Source organism: Segatella bryantii, assembly GCF_022024215.1.
GTDB classification, from domain to species: domain Bacteria; phylum Bacteroidota; class Bacteroidia; order Bacteroidales; family Bacteroidaceae; genus Prevotella; species Prevotella bryantii.
The window spans coordinates 53,683-67,446 of the sequence record NZ_CP091798.1; the positions used below are offsets into that span (position 1 = coordinate 53,683).

General features: G+C 37.6%; 12 protein-coding genes. 3 read left to right on the forward strand and 9 right to left on the reverse strand.

Going from position 1 to position 13,764, the window contains the following annotated elements; all coding sequences use genetic code 11:
• Nucleotides 1-2: 2 nt before the first annotated feature.
• Nucleotides 3-833 (reverse strand): LicD family protein, encoded by an 831-nt coding sequence (locus L6471_RS04445; protein WP_006283537.1) that lies wholly within the window; start codon nt 831-833, stop codon nt 3-5.
• Nucleotides 834-933: 100 nt separating this feature from the next.
• A complete protein-coding gene (locus tag L6471_RS04450) occupies nt 934-2,775 on the reverse strand; it encodes an LTA synthase family protein (RefSeq protein WP_177181300.1) in 1,842 nt (613 codons plus the stop codon).
• Between the two features lie 283 nt (nt 2,776-3,058).
• Here L6471_RS04450 and L6471_RS04455 point away from each other — a divergent pair, with 283 nt between their 5' ends.
• Nucleotides 3,059-3,988, forward strand: a complete 930-nt coding sequence (locus L6471_RS04455; protein ID WP_006283535.1) for a glycosyltransferase — start codon at nt 3,059-3,061, stop codon at nt 3,986-3,988.
• A 6-nt stretch (nt 3,989-3,994) separates the two neighbouring features.
• Here L6471_RS04455 and L6471_RS04460 read toward each other — a convergent pair whose 3' ends face one another.
• Nucleotides 3,995-5,950 carry a helix-hairpin-helix domain-containing protein gene (locus L6471_RS04460; protein ID WP_231390724.1) on the reverse strand — a complete coding sequence of 652 codons (1,956 nt, stop codon included), beginning with the start codon at nt 5,948-5,950 and terminating at the stop codon, nt 3,995-3,997.
• A gap of 186 nt (nt 5,951-6,136) precedes the next feature.
• Here L6471_RS04460 and L6471_RS04465 point away from each other — a divergent pair, with 186 nt between their 5' ends.
• Nucleotides 6,137-6,748 (forward strand): DUF4294 domain-containing protein, encoded by a 612-nt coding sequence (locus L6471_RS04465; protein WP_223918709.1) that lies wholly within the window; start codon nt 6,137-6,139, stop codon nt 6,746-6,748.
• Nucleotides 6,749-6,846: 98 nt separating this feature from the next.
• Here L6471_RS04465 and L6471_RS04470 read toward each other — a convergent pair whose 3' ends face one another.
• The 6 genes from L6471_RS04470 to L6471_RS04495 all read right to left on the reverse strand — a co-directional run bounded on the left by L6471_RS04470 (nt 6,847) and on the right by L6471_RS04495 (nt 12,881).
• Nucleotides 6,847-7,902, reverse strand: coding sequence for a M28 family peptidase (locus tag L6471_RS04470; RefSeq protein WP_006283532.1), 1,056 nt, complete (start codon nt 7,900-7,902; stop codon nt 6,847-6,849).
• Nucleotides 7,902-9,713: a fused gamma-glutamyl-gamma-aminobutyrate hydrolase/peptidase gene (locus L6471_RS04475; protein WP_006283531.1), complete on the reverse strand. Its 1,812-nt coding sequence runs from the start codon at nt 9,711-9,713 to the stop codon at nt 7,902-7,904. The genes L6471_RS04470 and L6471_RS04475 overlap by 1 nt, the downstream gene beginning before the upstream one ends.
• Nucleotides 9,710-10,186 (reverse strand): Lrp/AsnC family transcriptional regulator, encoded by a 477-nt coding sequence (locus tag L6471_RS04480; protein WP_006283530.1) that lies wholly within the window; start codon nt 10,184-10,186, stop codon nt 9,710-9,712. The genes L6471_RS04475 and L6471_RS04480 overlap by 4 nt, the downstream gene beginning before the upstream one ends.
• Nucleotides 10,187-10,336: 150 nt before the next feature.
• The gene (locus L6471_RS04485; protein ID WP_027453252.1) at nt 10,337-11,293 is read right to left on the reverse strand and encodes an FKBP-type peptidyl-prolyl cis-trans isomerase; all 957 of its coding nucleotides are present in this window, start codon (nt 11,291-11,293) and stop codon (nt 10,337-10,339) included.
• A gap of 78 nt (nt 11,294-11,371) precedes the next feature.
• Complete coding sequence (locus L6471_RS04490; RefSeq protein ID WP_006283528.1) at nt 11,372-12,250, reverse strand: FKBP-type peptidyl-prolyl cis-trans isomerase; 879 nt, start codon at nt 12,248-12,250, stop codon at nt 11,372-11,374.
• A 25-nt stretch (nt 12,251-12,275) separates the two neighbouring features.
• Entirely contained in the window at nt 12,276-12,881 is a 606-nt protein-coding gene (locus L6471_RS04495) for an FKBP-type peptidyl-prolyl cis-trans isomerase (protein ID WP_094448295.1), read from the reverse strand.
• A 132-nt stretch (nt 12,882-13,013) separates the two neighbouring features.
• Between L6471_RS04495 and L6471_RS04500 the strand changes: the two genes are divergently transcribed.
• Complete coding sequence (locus tag L6471_RS04500) at nt 13,014-13,712, forward strand: SIR2 family NAD-dependent protein deacylase (RefSeq protein ID WP_006283526.1); 699 nt, start codon at nt 13,014-13,016, stop codon at nt 13,710-13,712.
• Nucleotides 13,713-13,764 lie beyond the last annotated feature (52 nt).

The following is a 13,764-nucleotide window of genomic DNA, read 5'->3' on the forward strand; positions in this document are numbered from 1 at the left end:
ACTCAAAGAGAGTTCTTATTTTTTTTATAATAGTCTTTATATGAATTTTCTAAGTCTAAGTAGTGAAAATTATGTTGACGCTGATGTTTTTCATCTGGAAGCGTCATATAATCGCCATATTTATTGCTCAGATAAGCCTCGTAGTGTTCTACACCTAATAATGTAGTATTTTCGAAAGTAAAGGCTGTAGGATGTCCTAAAATGTTTTTATTCATTACTCCTTTCATTCCGTCATCATAATCAGCAACAAGTATGTTGTTATCATAGCTGTATTTATGAAGTAGGGTACGAATTTTATCCTGTACACCCTTTAAAGTATAGAATTTTCTGCATAAAAGAGGAATCCATGAACTAACTCCATGACCGTGTTTATAAGGATCACGATAAAGCAGATAAAGCACCTTTTTCCAATATTGATATTGTGTGAATTGCCAATGGCGGGCTATCCATTCAGTTGGTACACCATCAATAGGAAAGACATCAAGATATATACCACCAGTATAATGCATGTGAGCCCGTTCTATTAATGTAGTATTTGCATCTTGAATTTTAGCAAAAGGCAAAGGATAGTTAGCATCATTTTCGCTGCAAATCATTTCATATTGTTGTGGTAGCCATTCTTTGCAGTGGGCAATCAATTTGTCATAATCAGCTCTTGGCATGGCGATATCCATATCATCATCCCATGGAATAAAACCTTGATGCCGTACGGCACCTATCATGGTACCAGCCCATAGATAATAAGTTAGTCCATGACTTTTACAAGTTTCATCAAGTGCTTTACAAATGCCTAAAATCTTATCATGTACAGTTTGTATATTATAATCGGCCATTTTTATAGTTTAATTTCACCCATATTTGAAATATATTTTGCAAAGGTAGAAATATTTAACGAAATATGCTCTACTGGGTAAGTATTTTATGCGCATTCATTTATCTTGCAGCAATGTCATCGTATAGTTTTTGTAAATAGGCTTTTCCTTGTGGAACAAGTGATTTGTAGTTACCACTCTTAGTAACAACTTTTTCATTCTTGTTATTGAAAATTACGTATTTGTCCTTCTTGGCCATTCCCCATGCATCAGGAACAGTAAAGAATGCAAAATGAGGTATAGATGTCGCTAGCATATTCTTACTAAATTTCATATCACTATGATCTATAGATAGTTGCCCTAATAAGGTAGCTGCGATGTCTTGCTGTGATCCGTATGTTTCTATTTTTTGATGACCAGTGATGGCGCCACCTGTCCAAATCATCGGTATTTCATATCGATAGATATGGAAATTATCGATAGTTTCAGGATAGCATCCTAAGTGATCTGGGATAAATATGACGAGAGCATTATCCCACTTTTGACTTTTTTTAAGTGCTGTAACAAATTTGCCAATGCAGTCATCGGTATAGTTGAAGGCATTCAGCACTTTGTTGTTTAATTTATGATATGGAACATCAAAAGGCTCGTGAGAACTGCTAGTTTGCAATACCCACAGTCTAGGCTTTTTGTCTTGTTCGGTGAGTTCCTCCTCCATGCGTTGAAAAACGAGATGATCTGGTACCCCCCATTTACTTAGTCTGTCTTTTACAGGAAAATTAATATCGCTAGTAATATCCGTGAAATCCATGCTAACAAGATAAGATCTCATGTTCGTGAAATCAGCATCGCCACCATAAAAATATTTCAATCCGTATCCTGCTTGAGCTAATTTTTTACCGATAGAAGGAAGGGTATTGGTCTTTTTAGGATATTTCATAAGACTCATAGTTGGCTGAGCAGGATAGCCACTAAGAATCGCCAAGGTACCTCGGTCAGTTCTGAAACTATTGGCGTGCATATTCTCAAAATAAATGCCTTCTTTTGCTAATTTAGCCAATTGGGGTGTTGCTCCTGTTTTCATGACGGAATCAGAAAAGCTTTCTAAAATGACAATGTATATATCCGGACGTTTGGTAGAGAGAATGGTTTTCATCCCTTTATCGCTTGTGTTAATTAGACCGTTCATGATACGGTTGGCTTCCTGATTGTCCATGAAACGATATTGCCCAGCAAAATCATTTTCTTTTATTATACTTTCGAAGAGACTGAATGCTGGATTGACAGCAGCATGATTAAGCTCCATTTTCTCACTGAAATAAGCAGTACCCGTATTTTGTGTAGATACTGTTATTCCACCTCTTATAGGAATGATTAGCAATCCTGTGAATATGATAAGTATGACGGTAGATATTATCTTCTTTTTATTGTTATATGTGGGAGTGATAGCTATAAGAGAATGGCATTTATTCAAAAACAAATAGGTCATGTAAATGAACACGAAAGTGACTAAAAGGCCAATGGCTACAAAGCCGAGACTGACACTAGAAATCGCATCCTTAGGCGATGAAAGAAAATAGAAAAGAGGGGTTGAATCTAATGGGAATCGCCAAAATTTATAAAGTATGATATTCAGACAAAATATGGTAATCAGTAGGCTTGCTGTAATGCCATTGTATATAGTGAAAGCCTTTTTGAGATACTTAGAATCAGACCATATAGATACTACTAGCAGCAATGCAGGAATAATCATTAAATATCCAGCAATTGTAAAATCAAGCGAAAGTCCGTGATAAATAACTTTGGTACAATCTGTAAAATACTCAGTGTCATTACAGTATAATGCTGTAAATATTGGTTTTTGTAGAATGCTCGGTATCACTAGGGAAAAATAAGTCAGAATGAATCTGAGCATTTGTTTTCTATAATAATGTTGTGTTGATTGCTCTTGAAGATTTTCCATTGATTTCTATTCCTTTTGATTTATGTATGCAAAATTACAAAAATAAAATGAATCGGCTTGGAAGAGATGATGATTTCTAAATATTTATAGATGTTAATTAAACTTGAAATAATGATGTTACATGTGCTTTAGTGATAGTAACGGATACTTAATGATATTATTAAGTAATGCTGATAGTTTTGGCAAAGATATATTTTTTTTGTACTTTTGCTAAGGTTTTAATGACTGCATGAATATGATATTGTATTTGGAAGTTGAACGATAGAATAATTTTAGTAAATAGATGAATATTACAATAGTTAAAGATACGATTCTCCCAGTAAAACATTATGGTGGTACCGAACGTGTAATTTGGGCTTTAGGTAAGGAGCTTTCTGCCATGGGGCATCAAGTAACGTTTTTGGTACATTCCGGATCATCATGTCCTTTTGCTAGAGTAGTAGCTATTAATCCCAATATGAGTATTGGTAAGCAGATTCCTGGGGATACAGATATTGTGCATTTTAGTGATACCGTTTATGAAGAAAACCTTAAACAACCTTATGTTGTTACGATAAATGGTAATTTACCTCAAGGAACAACAATTTCTCCTTACTCGATATTTGTATCGGCTGATCATGCCAAGCGTTATGGTAGCAGCTCTTATGTATACAATGGCTTAGATTGGGATGAGTATGGAGCTGTTAATTTATCTCTTACACGTAATCATTTCCATTTTTTAGGCAAAGCTGCATGGAAAGTTAAAAATGTGAAGGGTGCTATACGCATTGCAAAAAATATTCCTCATGCTCATCTTGATGTATTGGGTGGATATCGTCTGAATCTTAAGATGGGGTTTCGCTTTACTTTAAGTCCGCGTATTCATTTTCATGGTATGGTTGATAATGTAGAAAAGCAACAGATTATTCAACAGTCAAAGGGCCTGATTTTCCCGATATTGTGGGATGAGCCATTTGGCCTTTGCTTGATAGAGTCTCTTTACTATGGTTCTCCGGTCTTTGGTACACCAAGAGGGGCTTTGTCAGAGTTAATACCATCTGAAGTCGGATTTTTAGGTGATGAACAAGCAATAATAAGTCACCTTCAGAACCTACCTAGTTATTCTTCAAAACTCTGCCATGAATATGCTGCAGATCAATTTAATGCAAAGGTGATGGCGATGGCCTATTTAGATAAATTTGAACGTGTACTTAATGGGGAAACATTATTGTAGTTGATATTAAAATTTCCACTTTACCTGTATATCTAAATCAGTTATGGCGGATTGATTAATTTGTTGATAACTGCTTGATATGTGATTTCGATCGAAATAGTTAGTGGTACCTACTTTGGCTAACACCATGAGATGACTGTTGATATTGGCTTTGGTCATGAGCATATAATGAATGCCTTCACCATAAAAAGAAGGGAAACTGAGAGTATAAAGTGGCCCTTGCTCATAGGCATATACTCGACTATTGAAATCTTGTGTATGGAAATAGCTGATACCTGCATATAAGCGTAAAAAGTGTATATCGACGCTTGAGCGTTCTGCGATCATCCATCCAAAGCTTTTGTGGTTGTCTTTAGAATAGCTAAAATTGCCTTCTAAGGTGTTGTTCCAAGTCTTAAATGAGCTATTAACGGCAAGCTTGGCATGTTGTTCTGTTTGGTTGATAAGAGCCGTTTTTGATGAATTGTTTATTTGTCGTACTCGGTATCGGTATCTGAAGTTGATATTCCACGGTTTTCGTAGTAGGAGTGTTCCTGAAAGCATAGTATCCCAACTCGTAGAGGACATTGAGGTACGATAACGAGCCCATGGGAAATAGGCGTAATCTGTGTATGCCATCATGGTGAGTTTTCGCCAAGGTTGCCAATTTATACCAAGATATATGCCACTTTCATTTTGAACAGCCCCTCCATCATTAAAACTCTGACTGTATAAGGAATAATATTTGTATGAGTAAAAGCGCTGAATGGTGATTAGTGATAAATTGCTGTTAAAGGCATAACTGACCAAATTTAGTGTGGCTAAAGCATTCAGATTATTGATAGCCGTTTCTCCAGAAAAAGTTAATTTGTTACTAGTGTATCCATAGTCTATACTCATATTGTAAAATGATGCTCCTTGAGGATACCATCGACGGTAAATTTGGTTCGTCTTTGGAGCTAGTGGCTTGTTAAATGATGTATATAAGGCTGTTGCTCCGATATGATATCCATTCTTGAAATATCGAATGTTGGTTCCACAAAGGAACGTGGATGCATTATCTTTTTTATTTATCTCATTTTGTGTGCGATGATATCCTGTTTTTACAATAGTAGCAATAGTGTGATTGTCTGTATTGAGAGTTGCATCTATATTTCGATAAGATATAAACGCACTTACATCAAGACCATGGAGTAGGGATATGGTGGTAGCTGCTCCTTGTAAGTAGTTGGCTGATGATCGGGAGGAATGTGTACGAATGGCATTGCTGTTACGGCCTAGTGTAGTTAATGTGATAGTCTTGCCTAAGCCAAAATCATTGTTGATAGTTAGGCCTAATCCGAAATGTACGCGATAACGACCTAGAGTAATATTCTTGATTTTTCCAAAATTTCGAAGTTGGAAATAAAAAGAATAAAAGTCATAAGGATAGTTGCCTTGACTCATAAAAGGTTCGCCTGCGTCTTGTGAGCCAAGAATCCCAAATTTAACATTCTGTCCATAGGTGAAATTGTAGCGAAACCAATGTTTATACTTATAGCCCAAATATCCATTTTTGTCACCTTTCCGTTCATAGAAGGGAATTTTCATACTTCCTACAATCTCGTGTTTTCCATATTTTAAGATATTTTTTAAAGTGAGGGTAGTTTTGCTTGTGATTTCTCCGGGATAAACAAAATAACTCAATAGCTGTCGTTGATAATATCCTATAGATTCAATCATAGCTATTTCTCCCAAACTCTTCATCGGTCCATATTGATAGATGTAAGCCTGTATATCTTCAATTTGCTGGGCCGTGAGAAAGGGAAATTGCTCTAAATCTTCTCGGGTTGCGGTGTTAATATTGATAGGATGCTCAGATAGATTCGTCAGAATATCAGTATAATCGTCCCAGGAGATGGATTCAAAGTCATCCATGTCTTGTATTTGTTCCAAGTAGCTCTCCCAAGAGCTAGACCGTTGAGCATCAATAGTGGTTATCATACATGAAAGTATGGTAATTATAAAAAATAATCTCTTCACGATAACTATTAGTTCATTCGCAATTATTAACAAAGGTACAGAGAATATTAGACAAATGCAAATTTTTAGCAATTGTTTTCTTTGAATGCAGAAAATATAGTACTTTTGCTTTTGATGTTGAAAAATAGAATTTACATATTAGTAACAATGGCTTTCTTGAGTGTAATCCCAGCTTATGCTCAAGTAAACCAGCAAATAGCGCCAGAAGATCGGGAGGTGGATATGGACAATCCAACCTTTGAGCCTATGGTAAAGGTAGGCAAGGTATTGATGGGGAGTGATAGTATACAATATGTAGAATTAAACAAGATCTGGGTATATCCTCCAATAGAATTTAAAAATGCTAAAGAGCGTATAGCTTACAATCGTTTGGTTGCTAATGTGAAGAAGGTTCTTCCGATTGCAAAAGAGGTGAATCAGATTATTATAGAAACTTATGAATATCTGCAGACTCTGCCAAATAAAAAGGCGAAAGATGAGCATATGAAGCTTGTCGAGAAAAGCATTAAAAAGGAGTATACGCCACGTATGAAAAAATTAACGTATTCTCAAGGCAAACTGTTGATTAAATTGGTTTATCGTGAATGTAATTCGTCTTCGTACAGCCTTATTCAAGCTTTCTTAGGTCCTATTCGCGCAGGTTTTTATCAAGCCTTTGCTTCATTGTTCGGTGCAAGCCTTACTAAAAAATATGATGCAAATGGTGTGGATCGTCTTACTGAACGTGTTGTAAGACAGGTTGAGGCTGGACAATTGTAAATGATACTGATTAAAGAAAAGACTTGGCCAACTTGTAATGATAACTATTTTGTTACCTGCAAGTTGGCCAAGTTAATATGTAGTCCTTATCTTTTCGCTTATTTTTGGTTCATTTCCGTATATATGACTTGAATTAGAGTTTGTCCTACAGCTTTCAAGACATTTTTGTCAAGGTGATCCATATCATCACTAATGGTATGCCAGGTAGGTCCGAAAGAACTTTGTTGACAATCTGGATAATATGGAATGATGTCGATGGTTGGAATGTTAGCATTCTTGTTAACAGGGATGTGATCGTCTGTAATATAACCACCATCTTTGTTTGGAAAGTATTGACCATATCCAGCGTTGCGTGATGCTTTCCATATCTTATGTACAAATTGTTCTGCGTATTGCAGAGACATACGTTCGCGATAGAACTGAGCCCCTTGTCCACCAACCATATCGAGTAAAATACCATAGCGTGGAGCATAGCCTTGTGGAAGATGTGTACTCCAATATTGTGCGCCTAAAGCCCAGGTTGATTCATCGTCCTGCAGACCAGACCATGAAGGTGTACCCCAGTCCTCTGCATCAAAGCAAACAAAATCGATGCCTAGGTTTTTTACTTTAGATGCCAATTGAGGATTTTTGGCATTAGCCTGTAAAGTTCGAGCGAGTTCGAGCATGACACCTACACCGCTAGCGCCATCATTAGCAGCCATAACAGGTTTGTGCCAGTTTGTACTGTCAGGATCATTGTCGGCCCATGGACGACTATCCCAGTGGGCACATATTAAGATACGACTTGTAGCCCGTGGATTATAGCTTGCTATAATGTTGTTGCTTTTCAGTAGTGTGCCGTCATAGCCTTTTAGATCGGCTTTTTGCTCTTCTACTGTACAACCGTACTGTTTAAACTTTGCAACAATCCAATCGGCACATTTATCGTGTGCTTCACTATTCATTATTCGTGGCCCAAAATTGCATTGTGTAGCGCAATAGGCAAAAGCAGAGTCGGCATTGAATGTAGGACCGATAGGATTTACTTTTTCAACTTCTTCAACTTCTGTTACGTCTGCTGCATTATTGTCCTTACTAGTATAAAACCAGCCGTAGACGGCAGCTATTATAAGGATAAGTATTGTCACTAATATAACTTTTTTCTTTTTCATTATTGTTTCAAACTTTGAACTTTAGTCATAATGCGTAGCCAGTTACCACCCCAAATCTTCTCGATATCTCTTTCGCTATATCGGCGTTGTAATAGTTGCAAGGTAAAGTTGATGAGTTCACTTGCATCAGCGATTCCTTTAACACCACCATCACCATCGAAGTCTGTACCAAGGCCTACATGGTCTATGCCCATGATAGAAATGGCATGTTCTAGATGCTGAATGGCATCTAAAATACTAGCTTCACCTTCCTTTTTGAGGAAACCGTGATAGAGAGTAATTTGGGCAACACCACCTTTCGATGCTAAAGCACGAAGCTGTTCATCGGTAAGGTTACGTGGAACATCGCATAGCATCCTACAATTGCTATGGCTACATACAATTGGAGTTCTGCTAATTTCTAGAGCATCGTAAAAGCTCTTTTCTCCAGCATGACTCAAATCAATCATAATTCCTTGTCGATTCATTTCCTGAATAACCTGTGCTCCAAATTGACTGACACCATTGTGAGTATTGCATCCTCGTGCACTGTCGCAAATATCATTGTCGCCATTATGACATAAAGTGATATATACGATACCTCTTTGTGCAAAATGCTTCACATTAGCCAGGTCGTGATTTAGAGCTAGACCATTCTCTATACCCAACATAATACTCTTGCGATTATTACGCTTATCAGCATAGAGATCTTGTGGAGTACGTGCGATGCTGATATAATCGCTTTTCATATTTGCTATTTCCTCTATCTTGTCAAAGATAAGATCGGCATATTCTGTAGGTGAAAGTGATGGATTGGGTAATTGTAATCCTGGATAACGTGTAACGAGAGCTGGATTATGTTTGGCAATGCCTGCTAGGTCAATCTTTGATGAGAAGGTTTCACCTAGTTTTGGCTGTGGTAAATAAGCTACCATAGTTACAGCGTCAGTACGTCCCTCTGTCATCTTGTGAAGATCATAGAGTATACGTGGATCACGATGGCCAAATTGCACTCCCTGTGGGAAAAACATTGGCGTATCGCAATGTGAGTCGAGGGTAAGAATACGGTTATGTAAATCTTTAGCTTTGATGAAATGATTGGCCTGTTCGATGAGCCACTTAAATATCGGTAGACCATCTTCTCCAAGCCATTCTGGATGCCATTGTACGCCTAAGATAGGTTTAAATTCATTACTTTCTACCGCTTCAATAATATGGTCACTAGACTTGGCTGCAACTTTGAGCTTGCTGCCCGTTTTTTCTACAGCTTGATGGTGGAAAGAATTGACGTATAGGATATCGCTATGATAGATATTATAGAGTGTAGAATTCTTTTCGATAGCTACACTATGTGTTGCTTCTGAGCGATTTGCGTTCTGGTCATGTTTTATCGTATTATTGATATCTTGTACTACTTTTCCACCTAAAGCAATAGCAATGGTTTGTATGCCTCGGCATATACCTAATATTGGTATTTGTCTGTTATAAGCCAAGCGTGTAATCAAGAGTTCGGCTAAATCTCGTTCTTGATTAATGTGGTGAAGTTGTGGAGATGGTTCTTCGCCATACCACAATGGATTATGATCCCCTCCACCTGTAAGGATGAGACCATCAAGATGTTCTAGTGTATTGATGATAGTGTTCTTATCCGTTATAGGGGGAATAAGAATAGGAGTTCCTCCAGCTGCCACAACTTGTCGGTAATATACACTACGTATAGTTGTGTCTATATCGCTATAATCAGCAGTGAGACCAATCATCGGTTGATGGTTGGTCTCTGGGAAAGTGGAATAAATCTTGTCTAGATATGATTCCAAATTAAAGTTTCTCATTTTTTAACCTCGTCCTCAATGTGAACTGGAATTTCTCTCTTAATACTTTGTTCGAGAGAAATCAATGTTTCGGTACTTACAACACCAGGAATGGTCTGAAGTTTATTGTTCAGAAGATCCATTAATTGCTCATTATCCTGTGCATAAAGTTTAAGTAGCATAGTGTAAGGACCTGTTGTGAAGTGACATTCGATAATTTCAGGAATGTTGATCAGCTTTTCAACCACCTTTTTGTACATACTTCCTCTTTCCAGGTTTAATCCTACATAAGTACAAGTAGAATATCCCAGACTTTTTGGGTTTACGTCAAATCCACTGCCTGTGATGGTACCATTGTCAATCAAGTGCTGTACTCGTTGATGGATAGCAGCACGAGATACTCCGCATTCTGCGGCTACGTCCTTGAAAGGGATGCGTGCATTCTTCGACAAAATATTTAAAATTTTCTTGTCGAGATTATCAATTTTATCCATATTTACTGATGATTAATATTTCTTCAAAATTATCAAAAGGTTTCGATGTTTCAGCAAATGTAGGTATTTTAATTGATATAAGCAATAAAATGTACGAAAATGTTGCTCATCTTCGTACATTTTGTTATTTTATACCGTCTTTATTAAGAATTACTTCTTTTTTGAGACTTTTAGTGTGCTTTTTGGGGAGCTTTTCGTTTTGTTTTCGTTTTTTGTTTTCGCAGGTTCAACCTTTTTTTCTTCGTTATGGCGAATATCAACCAGCTCTACGGTGAAAATCAAAGTTGAATATGCTGGGATATCATTACCCATAGCTCGAGAGCCATATGCTAATTCTTGTGGAATATAAAGTTCCCATTTACTACCTACAGGCATCATGCATAGTGCTTCTTGCCAACCTTTGATCACCTGATTAGGACGGAATTCGCTTGTCTGTGGATCGCGCTTGTAAGAACTGTCAAATATGGTACCATTAATCAATTTGCCTTCATACTTGACAACACACTCTTCATCAGCTTTAGGTGTCTCTCCTGTACCCTGTACAAGTACTTTATACTGTAATCCGCTAGGAGTAACCTTGACACCTGGCTTCTTGGCATTTTCTGTCAGCCATTTAATACCTTCACCTGCCAGGATATTTTGTTTGTAGTCTGCTGCTGCTTTCGTATTAGTAAAGATAGTTGTGTCTTTTGCTAATGCTGCGATAAAACCGTTAGTGAAAGCTTTTTCATTTAAAGTGATATTTGTACCTTTCAGTTCTCTTTCCTGAATGCTAGGAATGATTCTACTTTGAGCCATTCTCGCAATTTCACAACCTGCTTCATAAGCATTTCCTTGGGGGGTGTTTAGGTGAGTTTGTGCATCATGCATACCACGGATAAAATCAGCCATATATGCAGTATCTACCTTGTAACTTTGCTTTAGAAATTCAACCAGACCTTCTGTGGCCTGCATACCAACAGCATAGCTGGCAGAGTCACTCTGATTGGTTAGTGCTAAAGGAGCAATGACTTCTTGTTTATTATTTTTTTTGTCCTTTTTGTTACCTGCAAAGGTTGTTGTACTACTTGTCAGTAGTATTAGTGCTAATAATAAAGTCTTATTCATTTTAGTCAGTTATTATAACGTATGAGGGACATAGCCCAATGAACTATGTCCCTTTTATTCTATTTTACTTGATGTAAATTATTTACCACCAAGAGATACCAATTCAATCTTGAAGATAAGTGCAGAGAATGGTTTGATATCGTTACCCTGCTCGCGGTCGCCATAAGCAAGATTCTGGGGAATATAAACTTCCCAAACAGAGCCAACAGGCATGTGAATAAGCGCTTCAGTCCAACCCTTGATTACCTGATTGGCACGAAGTTGAACAGGCTCACCACGCTTGTATGAGCTGTCGAATACCTTTCCTTCAATAGTACGTCCTTCATAATTTACAGTTACCATAGAGGTATCTTTTGGCATAGGTCCATTACCCTCTTTGATTACTTTATACTGTACGCCTGAAGGTAAAGTAACTACGCCAGCTTTCTTCTTGTTAGCAGCGAGGAATTTTTCGCCAGCTGCCTTATTGGAACCATACTGTTTTTCCATATTTTTGGCCTTGATAGCCATAGCCTTCATCTGAGCAGTTTTACCAGCCTCCTCTACAGTCATCAAACCTTTTTTACCAGTTGTACCTGTAATAAAACCTGCGAGGAAGTTTTTCATAGAGATAGTCTTGGTAGAGTCATCACCGAATACTTCGTGATTAATACCCTTAACCATCTGCTGGCTAATCTGCTGACCAATCTGGATACCAGCGTAATAAGCGGCTTTCTTCTTATCGTCACCAGCGTTGGCACCATCGTTAAGCCCCTTGATAAATTCGTCCATATAAGTGGTATCAACCCCCATACGCTGTACCAAAAAATCTTTCAGACCTTGAGTCTGAGCGAGTCCCATGGCATAACTTAAGGTATCTACATCATTCTTAAGGTCTGCCTTAGGAGTAGAATTGCCACAACCTACGAATGTTGCAGCATAAAGAGCTATGAAAGCTCCAATAAATACTTTTTTCATTTCCTTATTTGATTATTAATTTTTCTTATTTAACAGCCACAAGTTCTACATCAAAGATCAAAGCTGCAAATGGTGGGATGGAAGCACCTGCACCGCGCTCGCCGTAACCCAGCGTGTAAGGAATAAAGAAACGATACTTGGCGCCTTCCTGCATTAATTGAAGACCCTCTGTCCAACCTGCGATAACTTGATTTAAAGGGAATGTTGCAGTTTGGCCACGATCGTATGAACTGTCGAACTTAGTACCATCAATTAAAGTTCCTTCATAATGGCATTCTACCTGGTCAGTAGCCTTTGGCTTTTTACCATTTCCTTCACGGATTACTTGATACTGCAAACCTGAAGGTAGTGTTATGATACCATCCTTTTTGCTGTTTTCAGCGAGAAATTTCTCACCTTCCTCTTTGGCAGCTTTTCCTTTTTCAGCGGCTGCTGCTTGAGCTTTCTTTTCCTGTTCTTCAAAGAAATTTTGAACTAAAGTCTGAGCTTCTTGCTCTGAAACTTTTAATTCCTGGTTTGAGATAATATCCTTGATAGCTTGAGCAAAATCATCAATATTCAAACTTTCTGCACCCATCTGTGCAAGCTGACGGCCAATACCGATGCCGAGAGCATAACTTAAATTGTCCATTCTAAATATTTCCTTTTTGGTTTAATTTCGGCAAAGATACTATTTTTCTTCCGCAAAAGGTGTTCATTTGACGATTTTTTACTAAATTTGTGTAAAACTATTTATTCTTATTCAATCTTAGCCACAATAGATATGAAAAAAATTGTTTTTTTAACTGGTGCAGGAATGTCTGTAGAAAGTGGTTTCAAGACATTTCGTGGTAATGATGGCTTGTGGGAAAACTATCCTGTAGAACAAGTGGCTTCTCACGAAGGTTGGGAGGCCAATCCAACTCTTGTGACAAATTTTTATAATATGTTGCGTAAAAAACTTTGGTCTGCTCTCCCGAATGAGGGACATAAGTTAATACAGCAATTGGAGAAGGACTATGAAGTATCTGTGATAACCCAGAATGTGGATAATTTGCATGAAAAAGCAGGTTCAAGTCATGTGATTCATCTACATGGAGAATTGACCAAGGTCTGTTCTAGTGATGATCCTTATAATCCAGAATATATACAGACTATGACAGAAGAACACTCGGATGTTGAACCGGGGACTAGAGCAGCTGATGGTTCGCTATTACGCCCTTTTATAGTTTTCTTTGGAGAATCTGTTCCGATGATAGAACCTGCTATTGAAGAGGCTCAGAAAGCTGATATATTTGTGGTTATTGGTACCTCTCTTAATGTTTATCCAGCAGCAGGATTGGTGCAGTATACACACCGTGGTACACCTATCTATTTGATAGATCCTAATCCTGTTATTACAGAAGATCGACTCTGTATCAAGCAGATTCTGAAAGGGGCTTCTGAAGGTATGCGCGATTTAGTCTCGATACTTTCAGAATAGGGATTTTCCTATTTCAAATAGGAATTTTATCCATTATGTCTGATCAAAATGT

Bases quoted from the DNA above. Each gene is read 5' to 3' on its own strand.
- L6471_RS04450 (WP_177181300.1), bottom strand. From the start codon at position 2,775: ATGGAAAATCTTCAAGAGCAATCAACACAACATTATTATAGAAAACAA.
- L6471_RS04495 (WP_094448295.1), bottom strand. From the start codon at position 12,881: ATGGACAATTTAAGTTATGCTCTCGGCATCGGTATTGGCCGTCAGCTT.
- L6471_RS04470 (WP_006283532.1), bottom strand. From the start codon at position 7,902: ATGAAAAAGAAAAAAGTTATATTAGTGACAATACTTATCCTTATAATA.
- L6471_RS04490 (WP_006283528.1), bottom strand. From the start codon at position 12,250: ATGAAAAAAGTATTTATTGGAGCTTTCATAGCTCTTTATGCTGCAACA.
- L6471_RS04485 (WP_027453252.1), bottom strand. From the start codon at position 11,293: ATGAATAAGACTTTATTATTAGCACTAATACTACTGACAAGTAGTACA.
- L6471_RS04465 (WP_223918709.1), top strand. From the start codon at position 6,137: ATGGCTTTCTTGAGTGTAATCCCAGCTTATGCTCAAGTAAACCAGCAA.
- L6471_RS04460 (WP_231390724.1), bottom strand. From the start codon at position 5,950: ATGATAACCACTATTGATGCTCAACGGTCTAGCTCTTGGGAGAGCTAC.
- L6471_RS04475 (WP_006283531.1), bottom strand. From the start codon at position 9,713: ATGAGAAACTTTAATTTGGAATCATATCTAGACAAGATTTATTCCACT.
- L6471_RS04445 (WP_006283537.1), bottom strand. From the start codon at position 833: ATGGCCGATTATAATATACAAACTGTACATGATAAGATTTTAGGCATT.
- L6471_RS04480 (WP_006283530.1), bottom strand. From the start codon at position 10,186: ATGGATAAAATTGATAATCTCGACAAGAAAATTTTAAATATTTTGTCG.
- L6471_RS04455 (WP_006283535.1), top strand. From the start codon at position 3,059: ATGAATATTACAATAGTTAAAGATACGATTCTCCCAGTAAAACATTAT.
- L6471_RS04500 (WP_006283526.1), top strand. From the start codon at position 13,014: ATGAAAAAAATTGTTTTTTTAACTGGTGCAGGAATGTCTGTAGAAAGT.